Annotated in this window: 24 protein-coding genes and 3 tRNA genes; 22 read left to right on the plus strand and 5 right to left on the minus strand. The window is 61.2% G+C overall.

Annotated features, from left to right (window positions below; translation table 11 throughout):
• Positions 1-56 precede the first annotated feature (56 nt).
• The 20 genes from pocR (at position 57) to cobT (ending at position 17,508) form a co-directional block, all read left to right on the plus strand.
• Positions 57-968 carry a transcriptional regulator PocR gene (gene pocR, locus L2I46_RS05495; protein ID WP_023290877.1) on the plus strand — a complete coding sequence of 304 codons (912 nt, stop codon included), beginning with the start codon at positions 57-59 and terminating at the stop codon, positions 966-968.
• 749 nt (positions 969-1,717) lie between these two features.
• Positions 1,718-3,097 carry a cobyrinate a,c-diamide synthase gene (locus L2I46_RS05500; protein WP_085551548.1) on the plus strand — a complete coding sequence of 460 codons (1,380 nt, stop codon included), beginning with the start codon at positions 1,718-1,720 and terminating at the stop codon, positions 3,095-3,097.
• A complete protein-coding gene (gene cbiB, locus L2I46_RS05505; protein ID WP_085551549.1) occupies positions 3,094-4,053 on the plus strand; it encodes an adenosylcobinamide-phosphate synthase CbiB in 960 nt (319 codons plus the stop codon). The genes L2I46_RS05500 and cbiB overlap by 4 nt, the downstream gene beginning before the upstream one ends.
• Positions 4,054-4,063: 10 nt before the next feature.
• Positions 4,064-4,696 (plus strand): cobalt-precorrin-8 methylmutase, encoded by a 633-nt coding sequence (locus L2I46_RS05510; RefSeq protein WP_004133657.1) that lies wholly within the window; start codon positions 4,064-4,066, stop codon positions 4,694-4,696.
• Positions 4,693-5,832, plus strand: coding sequence for a cobalt-precorrin-5B (C(1))-methyltransferase CbiD (gene cbiD / locus L2I46_RS05515; RefSeq protein ID WP_236947601.1), 1,140 nt, complete (start codon positions 4,693-4,695; stop codon positions 5,830-5,832). The genes L2I46_RS05510 and cbiD overlap by 4 nt, the downstream gene beginning before the upstream one ends.
• On the plus strand, positions 5,826-6,431 hold the full coding sequence (locus tag L2I46_RS05520) for a cobalt-precorrin-7 (C(5))-methyltransferase (protein WP_060591999.1): 606 nt from the start codon (positions 5,826-5,828) through the stop codon (positions 6,429-6,431). Before cbiD ends, L2I46_RS05520 begins: the two co-directional genes overlap by 7 nt.
• Positions 6,421-6,990: a decarboxylating cobalt-precorrin-6B (C(15))-methyltransferase gene (locus tag L2I46_RS05525; protein WP_105490996.1), complete on the plus strand. Its 570-nt coding sequence runs from the start codon at positions 6,421-6,423 to the stop codon at positions 6,988-6,990. Before L2I46_RS05520 ends, L2I46_RS05525 begins: the two co-directional genes overlap by 11 nt.
• Positions 6,983-7,756 (plus strand): cobalt-precorrin-4 methyltransferase, encoded by a 774-nt coding sequence (locus tag L2I46_RS05530; protein WP_050533546.1) that lies wholly within the window; start codon positions 6,983-6,985, stop codon positions 7,754-7,756. The genes L2I46_RS05525 and L2I46_RS05530 overlap by 8 nt, the downstream gene beginning before the upstream one ends.
• Positions 7,737-8,792 carry a cobalt-precorrin 5A hydrolase gene (gene cbiG, locus L2I46_RS05535; RefSeq protein WP_236947602.1) on the plus strand — a complete coding sequence of 352 codons (1,056 nt, stop codon included), beginning with the start codon at positions 7,737-7,739 and terminating at the stop codon, positions 8,790-8,792. The genes L2I46_RS05530 and cbiG overlap by 20 nt, the downstream gene beginning before the upstream one ends.
• Complete coding sequence (locus tag L2I46_RS05540; RefSeq protein ID WP_004105101.1) at positions 8,792-9,517, plus strand: precorrin-3B C(17)-methyltransferase; 726 nt, start codon at positions 8,792-8,794, stop codon at positions 9,515-9,517. The genes cbiG and L2I46_RS05540 overlap by 1 nt, the downstream gene beginning before the upstream one ends.
• On the plus strand, positions 9,514-10,299 hold the full coding sequence (locus L2I46_RS05545) for a cobalt-precorrin-6A reductase (RefSeq protein ID WP_236947603.1): 786 nt from the start codon (positions 9,514-9,516) through the stop codon (positions 10,297-10,299). Before L2I46_RS05540 ends, L2I46_RS05545 begins: the two co-directional genes overlap by 4 nt.
• Positions 10,300-10,309: 10 nt before the next feature.
• Complete coding sequence (gene cbiK, locus L2I46_RS05550) at positions 10,310-11,104, plus strand: sirohydrochlorin cobaltochelatase (RefSeq protein ID WP_236947604.1); 795 nt, start codon at positions 10,310-10,312, stop codon at positions 11,102-11,104.
• On the plus strand, positions 11,101-11,814 hold the full coding sequence (locus L2I46_RS05555; protein WP_236947605.1) for a cobalt-factor II C(20)-methyltransferase: 714 nt from the start codon (positions 11,101-11,103) through the stop codon (positions 11,812-11,814). The genes cbiK and L2I46_RS05555 overlap by 4 nt, the downstream gene beginning before the upstream one ends.
• Entirely contained in the window at positions 11,811-12,548 is a 738-nt protein-coding gene (gene cbiM / locus L2I46_RS05560; RefSeq protein WP_048335175.1) for a cobalt ECF transporter S component CbiM, read from the plus strand. Before L2I46_RS05555 ends, cbiM begins: the two co-directional genes overlap by 4 nt.
• A gap of 1 nt (position 12,549) precedes the next feature.
• Entirely contained in the window at positions 12,550-12,831 is a 282-nt protein-coding gene (locus tag L2I46_RS05565; protein WP_004105092.1) for an energy-coupling factor ABC transporter substrate-binding protein, read from the plus strand.
• Positions 12,818-13,495 (plus strand): energy-coupling factor ABC transporter transmembrane protein, encoded by a 678-nt coding sequence (locus L2I46_RS05570; protein ID WP_014839396.1) that lies wholly within the window; start codon positions 12,818-12,820, stop codon positions 13,493-13,495. The genes L2I46_RS05565 and L2I46_RS05570 overlap by 14 nt, the downstream gene beginning before the upstream one ends.
• A gap of 8 nt (positions 13,496-13,503) precedes the next feature.
• Positions 13,504-14,319 (plus strand): energy-coupling factor ABC transporter ATP-binding protein, encoded by an 816-nt coding sequence (locus L2I46_RS05575; RefSeq protein ID WP_004114986.1) that lies wholly within the window; start codon positions 13,504-13,506, stop codon positions 14,317-14,319.
• A complete protein-coding gene (locus L2I46_RS05580; protein ID WP_236947606.1) occupies positions 14,316-15,839 on the plus strand; it encodes a cobyric acid synthase in 1,524 nt (507 codons plus the stop codon). The genes L2I46_RS05575 and L2I46_RS05580 overlap by 4 nt, the downstream gene beginning before the upstream one ends.
• The gene (gene cobU / locus L2I46_RS05585; RefSeq protein WP_236947607.1) at positions 15,833-16,378 is read left to right on the plus strand and encodes a bifunctional adenosylcobinamide kinase/adenosylcobinamide-phosphate guanylyltransferase; all 546 of its coding nucleotides are present in this window, start codon (positions 15,833-15,835) and stop codon (positions 16,376-16,378) included. The genes L2I46_RS05580 and cobU overlap by 7 nt, the downstream gene beginning before the upstream one ends.
• 74 nt (positions 16,379-16,452) lie before the next feature.
• Entirely contained in the window at positions 16,453-17,508 is a 1,056-nt protein-coding gene (gene cobT, locus L2I46_RS05590; RefSeq protein ID WP_236947608.1) for a nicotinate-nucleotide--dimethylbenzimidazole phosphoribosyltransferase, read from the plus strand.
• A gap of 96 nt (positions 17,509-17,604) precedes the next feature.
• Here the strand turns inward: cobT and L2I46_RS05595 are convergent.
• The 3 genes from L2I46_RS05595 to L2I46_RS05605 form a co-directional block, all read right to left on the minus strand.
• Positions 17,605-17,681 (minus strand) — tRNA-Met (locus tag L2I46_RS05595).
• A gap of 32 nt (positions 17,682-17,713) precedes the next feature.
• A tRNA-Met gene (locus tag L2I46_RS05600) sits at positions 17,714-17,790 on the minus strand.
• Positions 17,791-17,823: 33 nt separating this feature from the next.
• Positions 17,824-17,900: transfer RNA gene (locus tag L2I46_RS05605), tRNA-Met, on the minus strand.
• Positions 17,901-18,110: 210 nt separating this feature from the next.
• On the opposite strand from L2I46_RS05605, the gene mltA reads away from it, so the two are divergent.
• A complete protein-coding gene (gene mltA / locus L2I46_RS05610) occupies positions 18,111-19,208 on the plus strand; it encodes a murein transglycosylase A (RefSeq protein WP_008806279.1) in 1,098 nt (365 codons plus the stop codon).
• 105 nt (positions 19,209-19,313) lie between these two features.
• Positions 19,314-20,123: a tRNA cyclic N6-threonylcarbamoyladenosine(37) synthase TcdA gene (gene tcdA / locus L2I46_RS05615; protein ID WP_065882032.1), complete on the plus strand. Its 810-nt coding sequence runs from the start codon at positions 19,314-19,316 to the stop codon at positions 20,121-20,123.
• A gap of 130 nt (positions 20,124-20,253) precedes the next feature.
• On the opposite strand, the gene csdE is transcribed toward tcdA, so the two are convergent.
• Entirely contained in the window at positions 20,254-20,691 is a 438-nt protein-coding gene (gene csdE, locus L2I46_RS05620; protein ID WP_023290863.1) for a cysteine desulfurase sulfur acceptor subunit CsdE, read from the minus strand.
• On the minus strand, positions 20,691-21,896 hold the full coding sequence (gene csdA / locus L2I46_RS05625) for a cysteine desulfurase CsdA (protein WP_101881253.1): 1,206 nt from the start codon (positions 21,894-21,896) through the stop codon (positions 20,691-20,693). The genes csdE and csdA overlap by 1 nt, the downstream gene beginning before the upstream one ends.
• Positions 21,897-22,005: the final 109 nt, after the last annotated feature.

The raw sequence follows: 22,005 nt of genomic DNA on the forward strand, positions 1-22,005 counted from the left end.
GTAAATATTAAAGAAATGTTTTATTTATAACAAAAAATTAACTGAGAGGTTTTATCATGATTTCTGCGAGCACACTGAACTCAGAACTCATTAATAAAATCGCACAGGATTTTGCGCAGGCCACCAGTCTGGCGGTGGTGGTCGTCAATATTCATGGTGATGAAATATCTGAACTGTTTAACTTCACCCCTTTTTGCCAGCTGATGCGCCAGCATCCCCAGCACAGCACCCGCTGTCGAATGAGCGACCGCTGCGGCGGGCTTGAGGCGTCTAAAACCGATCAGCTCTGTATCTACCGCTGCCACGCCGGGTTAACCGATTTTTCCATTCCTCTGGTTATCGCCGGGCACCTTGTGGGCTTTGTGCTTTGCGGCCAGGTGCGCTTAAGCAACGATGTTGAACTGGTCGATATCCTCAACGTGGATGACCGCTGGCAGGCCGACCCTGAGCTGCTTAAAGCGTTTCGCGACGTGCCGGAAATGGACTACGCCAGAGTGATTGCTTCTGCTGATTTACTGAAGCTTATCGTCGAAAACTGCCTGAAAAAACAGCTCAACTTTGTGGTGATTAAAGATAATCCCCAGCAGCCGGAACCTGCTCGCGCCAGCCGGGTCGCCAGCCCTCATGACAGCAAAATGAAGAAGGCGCTGCGCTACATTGACGCCCATTTATCCGACGAGCTTCGCCTGGAAGACGTCGCCGCTCACGTTTATCTCAGCCCCTATTACTTCAGTAAGCTGTTCAAAAAATATCAGGGTATCGGCTTTAATGCCTGGGTGAACCATCAGCGGATGGTGAGCGCCAAAGAGCTGCTATGCCACAGCGACTGGAGCATCGCCAGCATTGCGCGGAATTTAGGATTTTCGCAAACCAGCTATTTTTGCAAAGTTTTTCGCCAGGCCTATCAGGTGACTCCGCAGGCCTATCGCCAGCAAATTAACGCCAGATCACAAACTGAGTCAGTTTAAATGACAATAATTTGTTATCGCCAGTTTTTGTTATACCCGCGTATCCTGCTCATTCTAAAATGAAAATATCTCATTCACAGCAATAAATTGTCATAGCGCAACAAAATAATAATGAGAGAACGATAAACTGCACCAGTTTTTATTTATTTGATGAGATAGAGTGATATCCGAAATGGCTTTCAGCGCGCTATCGGCGTAATGAAATAGCTTTGGTATTTAAAAATTAAACACGACGGAAGCCATCCTGCTTCCGTAAGATGTTCCGGGAATCATTCGAGTGGGTTTCATCCCGCTCGAATCATGACGGACTAAACCGACAGGCGCCAGGGAAGGGGGTGTGAATCCCCCGCAGCCCCCGCTGCTGTGATGCTGACGAACCCATATATACGCTAAATAATTCGCGTTGTAGGAAGGCTGAAAGAGAGTGACAAATTCGTCTGGAACGAATTTGAACAGCCATAGGCTGGCTTTAGGGAGGGACAGGGATGTCCCTCATAATCCCCAGGAGCTTACACAGGTAAGTGACTGGGGTGAACAAGTAAAGCCAACGCACATACAACGTGAAGTATGACGGGTATGACCACTGATCTGCTTAGCGGATTGGGAAGGATGGGGGAGGACGACGCTAAGCCAGAAGACCTGCCTGTCGGTAATAATCAACAACTTCGGTGGGAAGTGGGTTGCTCAGATGCGTACAGTCGAAAGACTGGGAATGCACGCAGCCCTACCACCCGGCACAGGATCGGGGTATGGCAGCCAGGCAGCACGCATTTATTCTCGCAGGAACCGGCAGCGGTTGTGGTAAAACTACGGTCACGCTTGGCCTGCTCAGCCTGTTGAAGCAGCGCGGCATGCGGGTTCAGCCCTGCAAAGTCGGCCCGGACTACCTCGACACCGGCTGGCACACCGCCGTCAGCGGCGTCGCTTCCCGCAACCTCGACAGCTTTATGCTCCCGGAGCCGGTGCTTAACGCGCTATTTTGCGAACAGATGCAGCGGGCGGATATCGCGGTCATTGAGGGCGTGATGGGGCTGTATGATGGCTTCGGTACCGACCCTGGCTACTGCAGCACCGCCGCGATGGCTAAACAGCTCGGCTGTCCGGTCATTTTGCTGGTAGATGGCAAAGCGGTTTCCACCTCCATCGCCGCCACGGTGATGGGATTTCAACACTTCGACCCCAGCCTCAACATTGCCGGCGTTATCGTCAACCGCGTCAACAGCGAATCCCATTATCAGCTTCTCAAAGGCGCCATTGAACGCTATTGCGGGCTGCCGGTGCTCGGCTACGTACCGCGAATGGAAGGGGTGGCGTTACCCGAACGCCATCTGGGGCTGGTTACCGCTCGCGAGTCGCTGGTTAACCAGCAGCCGTGGCGCGATTTTGCCCACACGCTGGCGCGAACCCTGGATATTGAACGGCTTCTTACCCTCAGCCAGCTCTCCATTCTGCCCACCGGGGAGTGGCCGGCGCTGCCGTCCCCTGATGCTGGCGCGGGCCTGACGCTGGCGCTGGCCGACGACGAGGCCTTCAACTTTTACTACCCGGATAACCTCTCGCTGCTTGAACGCTGCGGAGTGAATATCGTGCGCTTCAGCCCGCTGCGCGATAGCGAGCTGCCACCGTGCCAGATGATTTGGCTCGGCGGCGGCTATCCGGAAATTCATGCTGCCGCGCTGGCGGCCAATACGCCGATGCTGGCGCAGCTGCGGGAGGCGCACCGGCGCGGGGTGGCGATTTACGCCGAGTGCGGCGGTCTGATGTATCTGGGCAGCTCCCTGGAAGACGCCAGCGGCGACATCTACCCGATGGCCAACCTGATCCCCGGCCACAGCAAGATGGGTAAACGGCTTACCCGCTTTGGCTACTGCGAGGCGCGGGCGATGCGGCAAACGCTGCTGGCGGCGCCCGGCGAAACCCTGCGCGGACATGAATTTCACTACTCGGATTTTACTCCCGAGTCCCCGGCGGTTCTGGCCTGCCGCAAGGTCCGCGACGGTATGACCCTTCAGCAGTGGTCCGGCGGCTGGCAGGTGGGCAACACGTTCGCCAGCTATCTGCACCTGCACTTTGCGCAGCGCCCCACCATGCTTAACCACTGGCTGGCTGCGGCAAGGAGCGCGCTATGACGCTGCTGGCATGGGGCGTTGCCTGGCTCCTCGATTTTATCATCGGCGATCCGCAGAGCTGGCCGCATCCGGTGCGCTGGATTGGCAGCCTGATCGCCGCCGTTCAGCGCGGTGTGCGCCGCTATTGCCGCAGCGATGTCGCCCTGCGCGTCGGCGGCGGGGTGATGTGGCTGGTGGTGGTCGGGCTAACGTGGAGCATCTGCTGGGGCGTGCTGACGCTGGCGCAGAGGATTCATCCGTGGCTTGGCTGGCTGGTTGAGGTCTGGATGATTTTCACCGTGCTGGCCGGACGCTGCCTGGCGCAGTCGGCGCGGGACGTCGAGCGCCCGCTGCGCGCGGGGGATCTGGCGGAAAGCCGCGTCAAACTCTCATGGATTGTCGGGCGCGACACGACGCAGCTTGCGCCGCAGCAGATTAATCGCGCGGTGGTGGAAACCGTCGCGGAAAACACCGTTGACGGGATTATCGCGCCGCTCTTCTTCCTGCTGCTCGGCGGCGCGCCGCTGGCGATGGCCTATAAAGCGGTCAACACCCTGGATTCGATGGTCGGCTATAAGCACGAAAAATACCGCGCCATCGGCATGGTCAGCGCCCGCCTCGATGATGTCGCCAACTTTATCCCCGCTCGCCTGAGCTGGCTGCTTATCAGCCTCGCCGCTTTCCTCTGCGGTGAAGCGGGCGGCCGCGCGCTGCGCATCGGCTGGCGCGACCGCTACAACCACAGCAGCCCGAACTGCGGATGGTCGGAGGCCACCGTCGCCGGGGCGCTCGGCATCCGGCTTGGCGGCCCTAACGATTACTTTGGTCAGCGCGTGGAGAAGCCGTGGATTGGCGAGGCGACGCGCGACGTTTCCGTAGACGATATTTCCCGAACGATTCGACTGATGTGGGTGTCTTCGACCCTGGCGCTGGCGCTGTTTATGGCGATCCGGTTCTGGCTGGTCGGCGCAGCCTGAGGACAAATGAATGCACTATATCCAGCAACCGCAGGCGATTGAGGCGAAAAGCTTCGACATTATTGGCGACATTATTGCGCAGACCCGCCCGGACTACCGCTTTGCCAGCCCGCTGCACGAAGCCATTATCAAGCGGGTGATCCACACCACCGCTGATTTTGACTGGCTGGATATTCTGTGGTTTTCGCCCGACGTGCTTCCTCGCTTAAGCGCCGCCCTGAGCCAGCCCTGCACGCTTTATACCGATACCACCATGGCTCTGTCCGGGATCAATAAAACCCTGCTGGCGAAATTCGGCGGCGAGTGCCGCTGCTATATCAGCGATCCGCGGGTGGTGGCGGAGGCCAAAGCGCAGGGGATGACCCGCTCGATGGCGGCGGTCGATATTGCGGTCGCCGAAGAGGGCGAGAAGGTGTTTGTTTTCGGCAATGCGCCCACCGCGCTGTTTCGTCTGCTGGAGCATGATGTCGCGGTCAACGGCGTGATTGGCGTGCCGGTCGGCTTCGTCGGCGCGGCGGAGTCGAAAGAGGCCCTGACGCAGAGCGGCCTGCCGGGCATTGCCGCGCTGGGTCGTAAAGGCGGCAGCAACGTCGCCGCCGCCATCGTCAACGCCATTTTGTACCACTTACAGGGGGCGCGATGAGCGAGCAATCCTTTGACGCCCCGGTGTGGCACAACGGCAAGGCGCTGCGCAAAGGCTATACCACCGGATCCTGCGCGACGGCGGCGGCAAAGGTCGCGGCGCTGATGGTGATGCGCCAGCACCTCATTCATCAGGTCTCCATCGTGACTCCTTCCGGCGTCACCCTGTGTCTTAACGTCGAATCACCGCACGTCGAAGGGCAGCAGGCGATCGCCGCAATTCGTAAAGACGGCGGCGATGACGTTGACGCCACCCACGGGATGCTGATTTTCGCCCGCGTGACGCTCGATGATTCCGGCGAGATTACCCTGCGCGGCGGCGAAGGCGTCGGCACGGTCACCCGCAAAGGGATCGGCCTGCCCATCGGCAGCCCGGCGATTAACCGCACCCCGCGCCACACCATTGAGTCGGCGGTGCGCGAAGCGATAGGCCCGTCGCGCGGGGCGACGGTAGATATTTTCGCCCCGGAAGGCGAGGCGCGGGCGCAGAAAACCTATAACTCGCGGCTCGGGATCCTGGGCGGCATCTCGATTATCGGCACCACCGGTATCGTGACGCCGATGTCGGAAGAGAGCTGGAAGCGTTCGCTGTCGCTGGAGCTGGAAATTAAGCGCGCGGCGGGGCTGGAGCGGGTGGTGCTGGTGCCGGGTAACCACGGCGAGCGCTTCGTACGCGAGCAGATGGGCATCGACTCGCAGGTGGTGGTCACCATGAGCAACTTCGTCGGCTACATGATTGAAGAGGCCGTCCGCCTCGGGTTCCGCCAGATCGTGCTGATTGGCCATCCCGGCAAGCTGATTAAAGTCGCCGCCGGGATCTTCCACACCCACAGCCATATCGCCGATGCGCGGATGGAAACGCTGGTCGCGCATCTGGCCCTGCTGGGGGCGCCGCTGGCGCTGCTGCAGCTGGTGAGCGAATGCGATACCACCGAAGCGGCGATGGAGCACATCGACGCGTACGGTTTTCAGCATATCTATCACCATCTTGCTGAACGCATCTGCCTGCGGGTGATGCAGATGCTGCGCTTTACCAAAACGCCGCCCGTCTGCGACGCCATCATGTTCTCCTTTGATAACAAGGTCCTCGGCAGCAATCGCCCGGTGGCCGAGATTGCGCGGGAGATGTCATGTTAACGGTGGTCGGCATGGGGCCGTCAGGCCTGCATTTGATGACGCCGGCGGCGCAAGATGCGGTCGCCAGTGCGGATGCGCTGGTAGGCGGTAAGCGGCATTTGCAGCAGTTCCCCGGATTTCGCGGCGAACGGTTTGCGCTGGGCGCCAATATTGCCGAACTGCTGGTCTGGCTCGGCGAACGCGCAGCGCAGAAGGTGGTGGTGCTGGCCTCAGGCGACCCGCTCTTTTACGGGATCGGCACGCGGCTGATAGCCCACTTTGGCATCGAGCGCGTGCGCATTATCCCCGGCATCAGCGCGGTGCAGTATCTCTGCGCGAAGGCCGGTATCGATATGAACGATATCTGGCTGACCAGCAGCCACGGGCGGGACGTCTGTTTTGATGAGCTGGCGCGCCAGCGCAAGGTGGCGATGGTGACCGACGGGCGCTGCGGGCCGCGGGAAATCGCCGCCCAGCTGGCGGCGCGGGGTAAAGGGTATCGCTGGATGGTGATTGGCGAAAATCTGGCGATGGATAACGAGCGGATCCACTGGCTACCGGTCAGTGAGGTCGATGCCGAATATGAGATGAACGCGGTGGTGATCCTCGATGAAAGATGAGCTTTTTCTGCGCGGCGAGAAGGTGCCGATGACCAAAGAAGCGGTTCGCGCGCTGGCGCTGGCCAAACTTGAACTGCACCGGGCAAGCCACCTGATTGATATCGGCGCCGGTACCGGCAGCGTGTCGATTGAGGCGGCGCTGCAGTATCCCTCTTTGCAGGTAACCGCCATCGAACGCAACCCCGCGGCTCTCCGGCTGCTGGACGACAATCGCCAGCATTTCACCTGCGGCAACATTGAGATCCTGCCCGGCGAAGCGCCGATGGTGATGACCGAACGCGCCGACGCCATTTTTATGGGCGGCAGCGGCGGCCGCCTCGACGAACTGATTGACTGGTCGTGGCAGCAGCTCTACCCCGGCGGTCGCCTGGTGATGACCTTTATCCTGCAGGAGAACCTGAACGCGGCTCTCGACTATCTGCAGCAGCGGGGGATTACACAGATTGATTGCCTGCAGCTGAACGTCTCATCGCTGACCGCGCTGGGCAGCGGCCACTATTTCAAACCGAATAATCCCGTTTTTGTTATCGCCTGTCAGAAGGAAGAAAACCATGGCTGAGACATTTGACCCCCGTAGTGTGTGGTTCGTTGGCGCAGGGCCGGGCGACCGTGAGCTGATTACCCTCAAGGGCTACCGCTTGCTGCAGCAGGCCCAGGTGGTGATCTACGCCGGGTCGCTGATAAACACCGAGCTGCTGGAGTATTGTCCGCCCGGCGCCGAGTGTCACGACAGCGCCGAACTGCATCTGGAGCAAATTCTCGACCTGATGGAAGCCGGCGTTAAAGCCGGGAAAACGGTGGTGCGTTTACAGACCGGGGACGTGTCGCTGTACGGCTCGGTCCGCGAGCAGGGCGAAGAGCTGACCAAACGCGGTATCGACTGGCAGGTGGTGCCGGGCGTCAGCGCGTTTCTGGGCGCGGCGGCGGAGCTGGGCGTCGAGTACACCGTGCCGGAAGTCTCCCAGAGCCTGATCATCACCCGCCTTGAAGGGCGCACGCCGGTGCCGGCGCGCGAGCAGCTTGAATCATTTGCCAGCCACCAGACTTCAATGGCGATTTACCTTTCCGTGCAGCGCATTCACCGGGTAGCGGAGCGCCTGATGGAAGGCGGCTATCCGGCAACCACGCCGGTGGCGGTGATCTATAAAGCGACCTGGCCGGAAAGCCAGACCGTACGCGGTACGCTGGCGGATATCGGCGACAAGGTACGCGAGGCGGGGATCCGTAAAACGGCGCTCATTCTGGTCGGGAATTTCCTGGGCGCTGAGTATCACTACTCAAAACTCTACGCGGCGGACTTTAGCCATGAATACCGTAAAGCCTGAATCAATCGCGCTTTTCTGCCTGACGCCAGGGGGCGTTTGGCTGGCGAAACGGCTGGCGGCGATGCTGCCGTTAACCTGCTTTACCAGCGAGAAGCTGCTGGAAGAGGGTTTTCTTCCCTTTGAAAACGGTTTTGCCAGCGCCGCGCGCGAGGCCTTCAGCAGTTATTCGGCGCTGATTTTCATCGGCGCCACCGGGATCGCTGTACGCGTGCTGGCCCCGCTGGTCAATGATAAGTTCAGCGATCCGGCGGTGGTGGTGATCGACGAACGCGGCCAGCACGTCATTAGCCTGCTTTCCGGCCATGCGGGGGGCGCGAATGCCCTGAGCCGCTATCTGGCCGGGATGCTCGGCGCCGACCCGGTGATCACCACCGCCACCGACGTCAACGAGTTGGCGGCTCTGGATACGCTGGCATTCCAGCTTAATGCCCGGATGAGCGACTTCCGCGCGGCGGTGAAAACCGTCAACCAGATGCTGGTCAGCCATCAGCGCGTCGGTCTGTGGTGGGACGACGAGCTGGATGAAGACGTCCGCCACTGCGACCGGCGGGGGTTTATCACCGTGGCCGATCTGCACCAGCTTCCCGAGCTGGATGCGCTGGTCTGCGTTACGCTGCGCAACGAACTGCCGCCGATCGCCGTGCCGCACTGGAAACTGGTGCCGCAGCGGGTGGTCGCCGGAATTGGCTGCCGCCGCGATACGCCATTCCCGCTGTTAGCGGCGCTGCTGGCGCGCCAGCTTGAGGCGCAGCGCCTGGATCCGCTGGCGCTGAAAGCTATCGGCAGCGTCACGTTGAAGAAGCACGAGCAGGGGCTGATTCAGCTGGCTTCCTGCTGTCGCGTACCGTTCGAAACCTTTCCCGCTGATGCCCTGCGCGAGCATGAGCACCATTTTCCCGCTTCATCGTTCGTCAGAAAAACCGTCGGCGTGGGGAGCGTATCCGGTCCGGCGGCCTGGCTGCTGAGCCATGGGCAACTGTTAGGCGAAACCCTGCGCGAACAGGGCGTCACTATTACTTTGGGAGTTTCACACTGATGTTAAGCGTAATCGGAATCGGCCCTGGCTCGCAGTCCATGATGACCATGGAGGCCATTGAAGCGCTGCAGGCGGCGGAAATCGTCGTTGGCTATAAGACCTACACGCACCTGGTGAAAGCCTTTACCGGCGATAAGCAGGTGATCAAAACCGGAATGTGCAAAGAGATTGAGCGCTGCCAGGCGGCGATTGAGCTGGCGCAGGCCGGGCATAACGTGGCGCTGATCAGCAGCGGCGATGCCGGTATTTACGGCATGGCCGGACTGGTGCTTGAACTGGTCAGCAAGCAGAAGCTGGATGTGGAAGTCCGCCTGATCCCGGGGATGACCGCCAGCATTGCCGCCGCCTCGCTGCTGGGCGCGCCGCTAATGCACGACTTCTGCCATATCAGCCTCAGCGACCTGCTGACCCCGTGGCCGGTGATTGAAAAGCGCATTGTCGCCGCCGGGGAAGCCGACTTCGTGATCTGTTTTTACAACCCGCGCAGCCGCGGCCGCGAGGGCCATCTGGCGCGCGCCTTTGAGCTGCTGTCGGCCAGCAAAAGCGCGCAGACCCCGGTGGGGGTCGTGAAATCCGCCGGACGTAAAAAACAGGAGAAATGGCTGACCACCCTGGGGGAGATGGATTTTGCACCGGTCGATATGACCAGCCTGGTGATCGTCGGCAACAAAGCGACATATATCCAGGATGGCCTGATGATCACCCCGCGAGGCTACGTGCTGTGAGTCACGGCGAGGTGCTGGTGATGGGCGGAACCAGCGACGCGCGGGCGCTGTGCCAGCAGCTTGATGCGGCGCAGGTCCCCTACACCCTATCGGTGGCGACGCCCACCGGCCAGCAGCTGGCGGGAGACATTCGCGGCCAGGTGCGCTGCGGGCGCCTCGAGCTGGAGGAGATGATCGCCTGGCTGAAGACTAACCGGACCCGCTGGGTGATCGATGCTTCGCACCCCTACGCCGAAGCGGTAAGCCGCAATATCGTCCGGGCCTGTGAAACCGCCGGCGTGCTGCTGAGCCGCTATCAGCGCCCTGAGCAGCTGAGCGGCCTGACGCATCCGCTGCTCTATACCGTGGAGAGCATTGAACAAGCCTGCGAGGTGGCGCGGCGCTTCGGCCAGCGCGTGCTGCTCACCACGGGCAGCAAAGATCTGGCGCGCTGGCGGGCGGGATTAGGCGAAAAAACGCTGCTGGCCCGGGTGTTGCCGGTCGCCGATGTCATCGCCCAGTGCGCCGGGCTGGGGTTCGGCGTTGGCGAGATCTTTGCCCTGTGCGGGCCGTTCAGCGCCGAATTCAACGCCGCTTTCTACCGCCAGTGCCGGGCCGATGTGGTGATCACCAAGGCCTCCGGCGCCGAAGGCGGCTATCAGGAAAAAGTACAACCCTGTCTGGATGCCGGTATCCCCTGCATCGTGATTACGCGCCCGGCACCGCTGGTGACGGGTGAAGAATTACTGGAAAGTCAGGCTGCCTTTGCCCGGCGCTTAGCGCGCTGGCTGGCCGCTGCTTAAGGAGTCCGAAATGAAAAAAGCGCTTCTGGTGGTCAGTTTTGGCACCAGCTATCACGACACCTGTGAAAAGAATATCGTCGCCTGCGAGCGCGAGCTGGCGGCCAGCTGCCCGGACCGCGACACCTTTCGCGCCTTCACCTCCGGGATGATTATCCGCAAGCTCAAGCAGCGCGACGGTATCGAGATTGATACGCCGCTGCAGGCGTTGCAGAAGCTGGCCGAGCAAGGCTACCTGGATGTGGCGATTCAGTCGCTGCACATTATCAACGGCGATGAGTATGAAAAGATCGTCCGCGAAGTGCAAAGCCTGAGCCCGCTGTTCCTCCGCCTGACGCTGGGGGCGCCGCTGCTGAGCAGCCATAATGATTACGTCCAGCTGATGCAGGCGCTGCGCCAGCAGATGCCGCCGCTTGCCGCCGATGAAACGGTGGTCTTTATGGGCCACGGCGCCAGCCATCACGCTTTCGCCGCCTACGCCTGTCTGGATCATATGATGACGGCGAAGGGGTTTCCGGCGCGGGTCGGCGCGGTCGAGAGCTATCCGGAAGTCGATATTCTTATCGACAGCCTGCGTCGGCAGGGGGTGAAGGGCGTGCACCTGATGCCGCTGATGCTGGTGGCCGGCGATCACGCCATTAACGATATGGCCTCGGACGAAGAGGACTCCTGGAAAACGCTGTTCAACGCCGCCGGTATCACGGCGACGCCCTGGCTGAACGGGCTGGGAGAGAATCCGGCGGTGCGCGCAATGTTCGTCGCTCACCTGCAGCAGGCGCTGAGCCTGGCGATGGAGGAGGCGGCATGAGCGGCAAACTGTATGCCTTAAGTACCGGTCCTGGCGCCGCCGACCTGATCACCGTGCGCGCGGCGCGGGTGCTGGGCACGCTGGACATTCTCTACGCGCCCGCCGGACGTAAAGGCGGCGACAGCCTCGCGCTCTCCATCGTGCGCGAGTATATCGGCGAACGGACCGAAGTACGCTGCTGCCATTTCCCGATGAGCGCCGACAGCGCGGAAAAAGAGGCGGTGTGGGATGAGGTTGCCGCGGCGCTGGTTCAGGAAGTGGAAGCGGGCAAGCAGGTCGGCTTTATTACCCTCGGCGACGCCATGCTGTTCAGTACCTGGGTGTTCTTACTCCTGCGTATCGGCTGCCCGGAGTGGCTGGAGATTGTTCCCGGCGTCACCTCTTTTGCCGCCATTGCCGCGCGTTCAAAAACGCCGCTGGCCATGGAGCAGCAATCGCTGGCGGTGATCTCCTGCACCGCGCCGGAAACGGAAATCGAGCAGGCGCTGCGCCAGCATGAAAGCCTGGTGCTGATGAAAGTGTACGGGCGATTTCCCCGCATCAAAGCGCTGCTGGCGAAAAACGGTCTGCTGGATGCCGCGCTGATGATGTCCGAAGCCACGCTGCCGGGCGAGCAGTGCTGGCGCCATCTCCGTGACGTCAGCGACGACCAGCCGCTGCCCTATTTCTCGACCATTCTGGTCAATAAACAGTGGGAGTATGCAGAATGAAACGTGAACAACAGCTAAAACAGCTGTCTTTCAGCGGGTTAGCTGCGGCGCTATTGCTGATAGTGGTTCCCGAAAAGGCTTTCGCGATGCACATCATGGAGGGGTTTTTACCGCCGATGTGGGCCCTGGCATGGTGGCTGCTGTTTTTACCCTGCCTGTGGTACGGGCTGGTGCGCCTGCGCCGCATTGTGCAGGAAGATAACAATCAGAAGGTGCTGCTGGCGCTGTGCGGGGCGTTTATTTTTGTCCTCTCGGCGCTGAAAATTCCTTCCGTAACCGGCAGCTGTTCCCACCCGACCGGCGTCGGCCTGGCGGTGATTCTCTTCGGGCCTGGCGTGGTGGCGATCCTTGGCGCCATCGTGCTGCTGTTCCAGGCGCTGCTGCTGGCGCACGGCGGGCTGACGACGCTCGGCGCGAACGGCATGTCGATGGCGGTCATCGGGCCGGTGGTCGGCTATATGGTGTGGAAAATGGCCTGCCGCGCGGGCATTCGCCGCGACGTCGGGGTGTTTCTCTGCGCGATGCTGGCGGATCTGGTGACCTACTTTGTCACCTCCGTACAGCTCGGCGTGGCCTTCCCGGATCCCGCCGCCGGCGCGAGCGGATCGATCGTCAAGTTTATGGGGATCTTCTGCCTGACGCAGATCCCGATCGCCATTGCTGAAGGGCTGTTAACCGTCATGATCTACGACCAGTTGACCAAACGTCAGCTGATTACCGCACAGGGGCATTAACATGAAAAAGACGCTGATATTGTTCGCCATGGTGGTGGCGCTGGTGATCCTGCCGTTCTTTGTCGATCACGGCGGCGAATTCGGCGGTTCGGACGGCGAGGCGGAGAGCCAGATTCAGGTGGTCGCGCCGCATTATGAGCCGTGGTTCCAGCCGCTGTATGAACCGGCGAGCGGAGAAATTGAGAGCCTGCTGTTTACGCTTCAGGGCTCCCTCGGCGCGGCGGTCATTTTCTATATTCTGGGCTACAGCAAAGGCAGACAGCGCCGTGATGACCGGGTTTGACCGACTCAGCTATCAGAGCCGCTGGTTTCACGTCGCGCCGGAGCGCAAGTTCCTGTTCTGGCTGCTGCTGATGGTGCTGGCTTTTACCCTGCCTCCGCTGGGGCAGGGTATCGAAATGGCGCTGATTGCCGCCTTAACCTGCTGGCTGCTGCGGGTCTCGCCGTGGCGCTGGTGCCGTTGGATGGCGCTGCCGTTTGGCTTCCTGCTGATCGGTGTGCTGACCATTCTGTTCAGCGTTAGCCGCAATCCGCAGGATCTGCTGGTGAGCCTGCCGCTGGGCAGCGTCTGGCTGGGCATCACGTCGGAGGGGTTGACGACCGCCAATCAGACCTTCTGGCGCAGCCTGGCGGCGCTGGCGTCCACCTTCTGGCTGGTGCTGAATCTGCCGTTCCCGCAGCTTATTGTGCTGCTCAAGCGCGGGCGGGTGCCGCGCCTGCTGACCGAGCAAATTCTGCTGACCTGGCGCTTTATTTTTATTCTGTTAGACGAAGCGCTGGCGATTCACCGTGCGCAAACATTACGTTTTGGCTACCGTAGCGTGCCGAAGGGCTATCGTTCGCTGGCGATGCTGGTAGGACTGCTGTTTACCCGGGTGATGATCCGCTACCAGCAGATGAGCACCACGCTGGATATCAAACTGTATCAGGGTGATTTTCACCTTTAAGGATAAGTATGCTTGCCACGACCGATCTCTGGTTTCGCTATCAGGACGAGCCGGTGCTGAAGGGGCTAACGCTGGATTTTTCCCATCACGCCGTGACCGGACTGGTAGGGGCGAATGGCTGCGGAAAATCCACGCTGTTTATGAACCTGAGCGGTCTGCTGCGCCCGCAGAGCGGGGCGGTGCTATGGCAGGGAAAACCGCTGGACTACAGCAAACGCGGCCTGCTGGCGCTGCGTCAGCAGGTGGCGACCGTTTTCCAGGACCCGGACCAGCAGATTTTCTATACCGATATCGACAGCGATATCGCCTTTAGCCTGCGTAACCTGGGGGTTGCGGAAGAGGAAATTGCCCGCCGGGTGGACGATGCCCTGACTCTCGTCGATGCCCAGGGGTTTCGTCACCAGCCGATTCAGTGCCTGAGCCACGGGCAGAAAAAGCGCGTGGCGATAGCCGGCGCGCTGGTGCTGCAGGCGCGCTATTTACTGCTCGACGAGCCGACGGCGGGTCTCGATCCTTCGGGACGCGCGCAGATGATCGACATCATTAAGCGTATTGCCGATCGGGGCAACCACGTGGCGATCTCCAGCCACGATATCGATCTGATCTATGAAATCAGCGATGCGGTTTACGTGTTACGCCGCGGCGAAGTGCTGGCGCACGGCGAACCCGGGGCGGTGTTTGCCCGCAGCGAACTGATGGCCCAGGCCGGGCTCACCCAGCCGTGGCTGGTGAAACTGCACGCGCAGCTCGGGCTGCCGTTGTGTAAAACTGAAGAAGAATTTTTTACGCGGATGCGAAGCAACGCGATGAAGGAGGCGTCATGACGCTGGCAATTATGTTACAGGGCACCGCTTCCGACGTCGGCAAAAGCGTGCTGGTCGCGGGGCTGTGCCGCATCTTTTATCAGGACGGGCAGCGCACCGCGCCGTTTAAATCGCAGAATATGGCGCTTAATTCCGGTATCACGCCGGATGGCAAAGAGATGGGCCGCGCGCAGATTTTCCAGGCCGAAGCGGCGGGGATCGCGCCGGACGTGCGCATGAACCCGGTGCTGCTTAAGCCGACCAGCGACCGCAAAGCGCAGGTGGTGCTGATGGGCAAGGTGGCGACCGATATGGACGCGGTGAGCTATCACGAATATAAACCGCGCCTGCGCGAACAGATCCTCGCGGTTTATAACAGCCTGGCCGCCGAACATGATGTGCTGGTGCTGGAAGGGGCGGGCAGTCCGGCGGAGATCAATCTGCGCGATCGCGATATCGTCAATATGGGCATGGCCGAGATGGCCCAGTGCCCGGTGATCCTCGTGGCGGATATCGATCGCGGCGGCGTCTTCGCCTCTATCTACGGCACGCTCGCGCTGCTGCACGATCGCGAGCGCGCGCGGGTAAAGGGCGTGATTATCAATAAATTTCGCGGCGACGTGGCGCTGCTGTATTCCGGGATCGAGCAGATAGAAGCGCTCACCGGCGTCCCGGTGCTCGGCGTCATGCCGTGGCTGGACGTCGATCTTGAAGATGAGGACGGCGTCGCGCTGCAAAAAGGGAAATATCTGCGCACCGACAGGCGCGATATTGAGATTGCCGTGATTCAGGTGCCGCACATCTCTAATTTTACCGATTTCAACGCGCTGGCGGCGCAGCCGGACGTCCGCGTCCGCTATGTTCGCCAGCCGCAGGAGCTGGCGGGCGTGGATACGATTATCCTGCCGGGCAGTAAAAATACGCTCGGCGACCTGGGCTGGCTGCGCGAGAGCGGCATGGCGCATGCGGTACTGCAGGCCCGGCGTCAGGGCGTACCGGTGCTGGGGATCTGCGGCGGCTATCAGATGCTCGGCGAAACCATTATCGATGAGGTGGAGTCGGGGCTTGGCACCCAGCCGGGGCTGGGGTTGCTCAATACCGTTACCCACTTTGCGCAGAGCAAGACGACGACCCAGGTCACGGCGACTCTGGCTCCGGCGCTGCCGGCGTGGCTGGCGGCAACGGCGGGGCTGGCGGTAAGCGGCTACGAAATTCATATGGGCGAAACCGAGCTGCGCGACGGCTGTCGTTCGCTGATGCAATTACATAAAGGCGGCCTGAGCGTGGCGGAAGGCGCGGTCAGCGATGACGGCCTGGCGTTTGGCACCTATCTGCACGGCCTGTTCGATAGCGATGCCTTTACCCGCGCGCTGGTTAACGGCCTGCGCCAGCGTAAAGGGCTGGCGGCGCTGGATAGCGATTTCGAGTATGCGCAGTATAAATCGCGCCAGTTCGATCTGCTGGCGGACGCGATGCGTCAGCATATTGATATCGAAAAAATCTACACCATCATGCGCCAACATCAGGAGCCCGTATGCTGACTTTAGTCACCGGCGGGGCGCGCAGCGGTAAAAGCCGCCATGCCGAAGCGCTGATCGCCCATGCGCCGCAGGTACTGTATATCGCCACCTCGCAGGTCTTTGATGACGAGATGGCGGCGAGGATCCAGCACCACCGCGACGGCAGGCCCGCGCACTGGCGCACCGCCGAGCGCTGGCAGCAGCTTGATGAGCTGATCACCCCGGATATCGCTCCGGAAGAGGCGATTTTGCTGGAATGCATCACCACCCTGGTGACCAACCTGCTGTTTGCGCTGGGGGGCGACAGCGCGCCGGACGGCTGGGATTATGCGGCGATGGAGCGGGCGATCGACGCCGAAATCGCGGTACTGATTGCCGCCTGCCAGCGCTGCCCGGCCCGCGTGGTGCTGGTGACCAACGAGGTAGGGATGGGGATTGTGCCGGAAAACCGTCTTGCCCGCCATTTCCGCGATATCGCCGGACGCGTCAACCAGCGCCTTGCGGCGGCGGCAGACGAGGTGTGGCTGGTGGTGTCGGGCATTGGCGTAAAAATCAAATAGGCCAGGCGCGCCGTACCGGGCGTTATTCTTCCTGCTGGCTCTGCGATGAGTCAGCCAACAAGACGAGAACCTCTATGCAAAGCTTAACCTCTCTACTGGGCGCGATCCCGGCGCCTGATGAAAGCGCGATGGCGCGCGCCCGGCTTCATATTGATGGTCTGCTGAAACCGCCCGGAAGCCTTGGACGCCTTGAAGATCTTGCCGTGCAGCTGGCGGGCATGCCCGGTCTTGACGGCGTGCCGCAGGTGAAAAAAAAGGCGCTGCTGGTGATGTGCGCCGACCACGGCGTGTGGGACGAAGGGGTCGCTATTTCGCCAAAAGCGGTGACCGCAATTCAGGCGGCGAATATGACGCTGGGCAAAACCGGCGTTTGCGTACTGGCGGCGCAGGCGGGCGCGAAGATGCACGTGATTGATGTTGGAATCGATGCCGAGCTGATACCGGGCGTCATCAACATGCGCGTGGCGCGCGGCTGCGGCAATATCGCCGTTGGTCCGGCAATGCGCCGCAGCCAGGCGGAAGAGCTGCTGCTGGAGGTGATGCGCTATACCCAGGGGCTGGCGGAGGATGGCGTCACGCTGTTTGGCGTCGGGGAGCTCGGAATGGCCAATACCACCCCGGCGGCGGCAATCGTCAGCGTCCTGACCGGCAGCGATGCCCAGGAGGTGGTAGGCATTGGCGCTAATCTGCCGTTGGCGAAGATCGGCAATAAAGTTGAGGTGGTACGACGAGCCATCGCCGTTAACCGCCCCGATCCGCATGATGGTCTGGACGTGCTGGCGAAAGTGGGCGGTTTTGATTTATTGGGGATGACGGGGGTAATGCTGGGCGCGGCCTCCTGCGGTCTGCCGGTGGTGCTCGATGGCTTCCTCTCCTACGCCGCGGCGCTGGCGGCGTGCCGAATGGCGCCGCAGGTGAAACCCTATCTTATCCCGTCGCACTATTCGGCGGAGAAGGGGGCGCGTATCGCGCTGGCGCACCTGGAGCTGGAGCCGTATCTCAACATGGGGATGCGCCTGGGCGAAGGCAGCGGCGCGGCGCTGGCGATGCCGATCGTGGAAGCGGCCTGCGCGATGTATCACGAAATGGGGATGCTGGCGGCGAGCAATATTGTGTTGCCGAAGGGCTGAGAAGGTGGGGGAGCGGCGCTGCGCCGTTCCCGGAATTCTGTAGCAGATTCGCGGAGCGCAGAAACAAAAAAACACCCTGGAGGGTGTTTGTAATGTTGGTTGCGGGGGCCGGATTTGAACCGACGACCTTCGGGTTATGAGCCCGACGAGCTACCAGGCTGCTCCACCCCGCGTCACCGTACTGCTTCACATTGTCAAATTTGATTGGTTGCGGGGGCCGGATTTGAACCGACGACCTTCGGGTTATGAGCCCGACGAGCTACCAGGCTGCTCCACCCCGCGTCACCGTACTGCTTTACTTCATCAAATTTTAATTGGTTGCGGGGGCCAGATTTGAACTGACGACCTTCGGGTTATGAGCCCGACGAGCTACCAGGCTGCTCCACCCCGCGTCCGTGGAAGCGCACTATACTCCGCTAGCGAGATGATGCAACCTTTTTTCGACCAAATCGACATTTTTGTAAGAATTGGCTTATAAAACGCCATGTTGTGGTGTTTTTTTACACAAATCTGTGCCATCGATGAGATCGCGCATTTCAATAGCCCCGGCGCTTTGTTATCTTCAACACGCACTAAGGCTTCGCAGCAAAAGATGAGACACCATGAAAGGACGTTGGGCAAAATATGTAGCGACGGGGGCAATGCTGGCCATGCTCGCCGCCTGTTCCTCAAAACCGACCGACCGCGGTCAGCAATATAGCGATGGCAAGTTCACCCAGCCGTTTTCACTGGTAAACCAGCCTGATGCCGTCGGGGCCCCGATCAATGCCGGCGACTTCTCCGAGCAGGTTAATCAAATTCGTAACGCCTCGCCGCGCCTCTATAACAGCCAAAGCAACGTCTATAACGCGCTGCAGGAGTGGCTGCGCGCCGGCGGCGACACCCGTACGCTGCGCCAGTTTGGCATCGACGCCTGGCAGATGCAGGGCACCGACAACTATGGCAACGTCCAGTTTACCGGCTACTACACGCCGGTGGTGCAGGCGCGCCACACCCGCCAGGGCGAATTCCAGTACCCCATTTACCGGATGCCGCCGAAGCGCGGCAAGCTGCCGTCCCGCGCCAGCATTTATGCCGGCGCGCTGAGCGATAACTATGTGCTGGCGTACAGCAACTCGCTGATGGATAACTTCATCATGGACGTGCAGGGCAGCGGTTATATCGACTTTGGCGATGGTTCGCCGCTCAACTTCTTTAGCTATGCCGGGAAAAACGGCTGGCCCTATCGCAGCATCGGCAAAGTGCTGATCGACCGCGGGGAAGTGAAGAAAGAAGATATGTCGATGCAGGCGATCCGCGAGTGGGGTGAAAAGCACAGCGAAGCGGAAGTGCGTGAGCTGCTGGAGCAGAACCCGTCGTTCGTGTTCTTTAAACCGCAGTCTTTCGCTCCGGTGAAAGGGGCCAGCGCCGTGCCGCTGATTGGCCGCGCCTCGGTGGCCTCCGACCGGTCGATTATTCCGCCGGGAACCACCTTGCTGGCCGAGGTGCCTCTGCTGGATAATAACGGCAAGTTTAACGGCCAATACGAACTGCGACTGATGGTCGCCCTCGATGTCGGCGGGGCCATCAAAGGCCAGCATTTCGATATTTACCAGGGCATTGGCCCGGATGCCGGGCATCGTGCCGGCTGGTATAACCACTACGGCCGCGTATGGGTGCTGAAAAACGCCCCGGGCGCGGGCAACGTCTTTAGCGGCTAGTACTCACGTTCTTTTCCCCGGTCGCGCTGCGCTTACCGGGGCTACGGTAGCCCGGGTAAGGCGCTTGCGCCGCGACCCGGGAATGTCCACTAATTCTGAGGTTATATGTCTGTTGTAATCAGCGATGCCTGGCGCCAGCGTTTTGGCGGTACGGCACGTTTATATGGTGAAAAAGCGCTGCAATGTTTTGCCAACGCCCACGTCTGCGTGGTCGGGATCGGCGGGGTCGGCTCGTGGGCGGCGGAAGCGCTGGCGCGAACCGGCATCGGGGCGATCACCCTTATCGATATGGACGATGTCTGCGTCACCAATACCAACCGCCAGATCCACGCCCTCAGCGGCAACGTCGGGCTGGCGAAAGCCGAAGTGATGGCGGAGCGTATTCGCCTGATCAACCCGGAGTGTCGGGTGACGGTAGTGGATGATTTCGTGACCCCGGAAAACGTGGCGGAATACCTGGGCGCCGGCTTCAGCTACGTCATCGACGCCATCGATAGCGTCCGGCCGAAAGCGGCGTTAATCGCTTACTGTCGTCGCCATAAGGTGCCGCTGGTCACCACCGGCGGCGCGGGCGGACAAATCGATCCGACGCAAATCCAGGTCGCCGATCTGGCGAAAACCATCCAGGATCCGCTGGCGGCCAAACTGCGCGAGCGGCTGAAAAGCCAGTTTGGGGTGGTGAAAAACAGCAAAGGCAAGCTCGGCGTGGACTGCGTCTTCTCTACCGAAGCGCTGGTCTACCCGCAGGCGGACGGCAGCGTCTGCGCGATGAAAAGCACCGCTGAGGGGCCGAAGCGAATGGATTGCGCATCCGGGTTTGGCGCGGCGACGATGGTGACCGCGACCTTTGGCTTTGTCGCGGTATCCCATGCGCTGAAGAAAATGCTGGCGAAGGCGGAGCGGCAGACGGCGTAAATTCCCGGGTCGCGGCGCAGGCGCCTTACCCGGGCTACAAGACAATTCCCCGGAGGCACCTGTCCGGGCGACAAAACCGCACGAACCCGTAGCCCGGGCAAGGCGCGTCAAGCGCCGCCCCGGGATGAGCTTAAACCTCAACCTCGCGGGCGGCGGCGAGCACCGCTTCGCTCAGGGCGCTGAGCCCCTGGCTGCGCGAGGCGCTCAGCTGGCCGCGCAGCCCCAGCTCGTCGAACAGCGCCAGCGGATCCTCGGCCAGGATCCCAGCGCGGGTTTTTCCTTCCACGGCGGTTAAGAGTACGGCCAAAAGACCGCGCACAATCCGTCCTTCGCTGTCGCCAAAGAAGTGCAGCCTGCCTTCGGCATCCTCCTCATAGCCCAGCCAGACGCGGTTTTCACACCCGGCAATCTCCCGGGCCTGCGCTTTGCGCTCATCGGTCAGCGTCGGCAGCTTTTTGCCCAATAAAATCAGCTGCCGATATTTATCCTCCCACTGGTTCAGCGGGGCAAAGGTCTGGCGCAGCGTGGCGTCGGTAATGGTCGTGCCGAAGGGATGCAGAGTTGTCATTAATCCACCAGAATTTCCAGAGCGCGATCCACCGCGTGGACCAGCGCCGCAACATCGTCTTGGGTATTGTAGGGGGCGAAAGAGGCCCGCAGCGTGCCGCTGACCCCTAAGGCCGCCAGCAGCGGCTGGGCGCAGTGTTGCCCGGCGCGCAGGGCAATGCCGGACTCCGCCAGCAGCGTCACCAGATCGCTGTGATGAATACCGTCGAACTCAAAGGCGAGCAGGCTTGATTGCTGGCAGCGGAAAGAGCGGAAGCCCGGCCGTTTCGCCAGCGCCTCTTCCGCCAGGCTCGCCAGACTGCGGCTCCAGTTTTCCGCCTGTCCGATATCGCTCTGCGCCAGCCACTCCAGCGCGGCGCTCAGGCCAATCACCCCGGCGACATTGGGCGTACCGGCCTCAAGGCCATAGGGCGCCGGCTGCGGCGTAAAGCCGTCAAAGCTGACCTCGGCGATCATCTTCCCGCCGCCGAGCCAGGGCGACATCGCCGCCAGCAGTTCGCTTTTACCGTACAGGGCGCCGATCCCGGTCGGGCCATACAGCTTATGACCGGAAAAGGCGTAAAAATCGATATCCAGCGCCTGCACGTCCGCGGGGAAATGCACCGCCCCCTGGGCGCCATCGACCATCACCACCATTCCGGCGGCGTGAGCAAGGCGGATGGCCTGCGCCAGGTCCGGGCAGCCGCCGGTGACGTTGGACATCTGCCCGATGGCCAGCACCCGGCTGCGCGGGGTGATGAGCGCGCCGAGGCTGGCGATATCCGGCAGGCGGTCGGCGCCAAGCGGCAGCTTGACCACTCTGGCGCCGGTCTGCCCGGCCACCATCAGCCAGGGCACGAGGTTGGCATGATGCTCGGCTTCGCTGACGATAATTTCATCGCCAGGCTGCAGCCGCGGCCGGACGTAGCTCTGCGCCACCATATTGATGGCCTCCGTGGTCCCCCGCGTCCAGACGATATCTTTGCCGGAGGGGGCGTTCAGCCACGCCGCCACGCGCTCGCGGGCCGCCTCATAGCGCTCGGTCAGCCGCTGGGCGGCGGCGAATTGACTGCGGTGGACGTTGCCGGCGCTCAGGCGATAAAACTGGTCGCTGGCCTCAATGACCGCCAGCGGTTTGAGCGCCGTCGCCGCGCTGTCGAGATAGACGCCGGCGTCGGCCAGCGCCGGAAACTGCGCGCGAAAGTGCGCAGGGTTGAATGCGTTCATGGAATTCCTCGTATCAATACCGCGATCGTCGCGCAATTTGCCGGGCGTGACAAGGCCTCTGCGTCCTGTGGAATTGTCCGAATGTGACTCCACATGGGGCAAAGAGGGT

The sequence above is a fragment of the Klebsiella sp. 2019SCSN059 genome, assembly GCF_021739525.1.
Taxonomy (GTDB): domain Bacteria; phylum Pseudomonadota; class Gammaproteobacteria; order Enterobacterales; family Enterobacteriaceae; genus Klebsiella; species Klebsiella quasipneumoniae.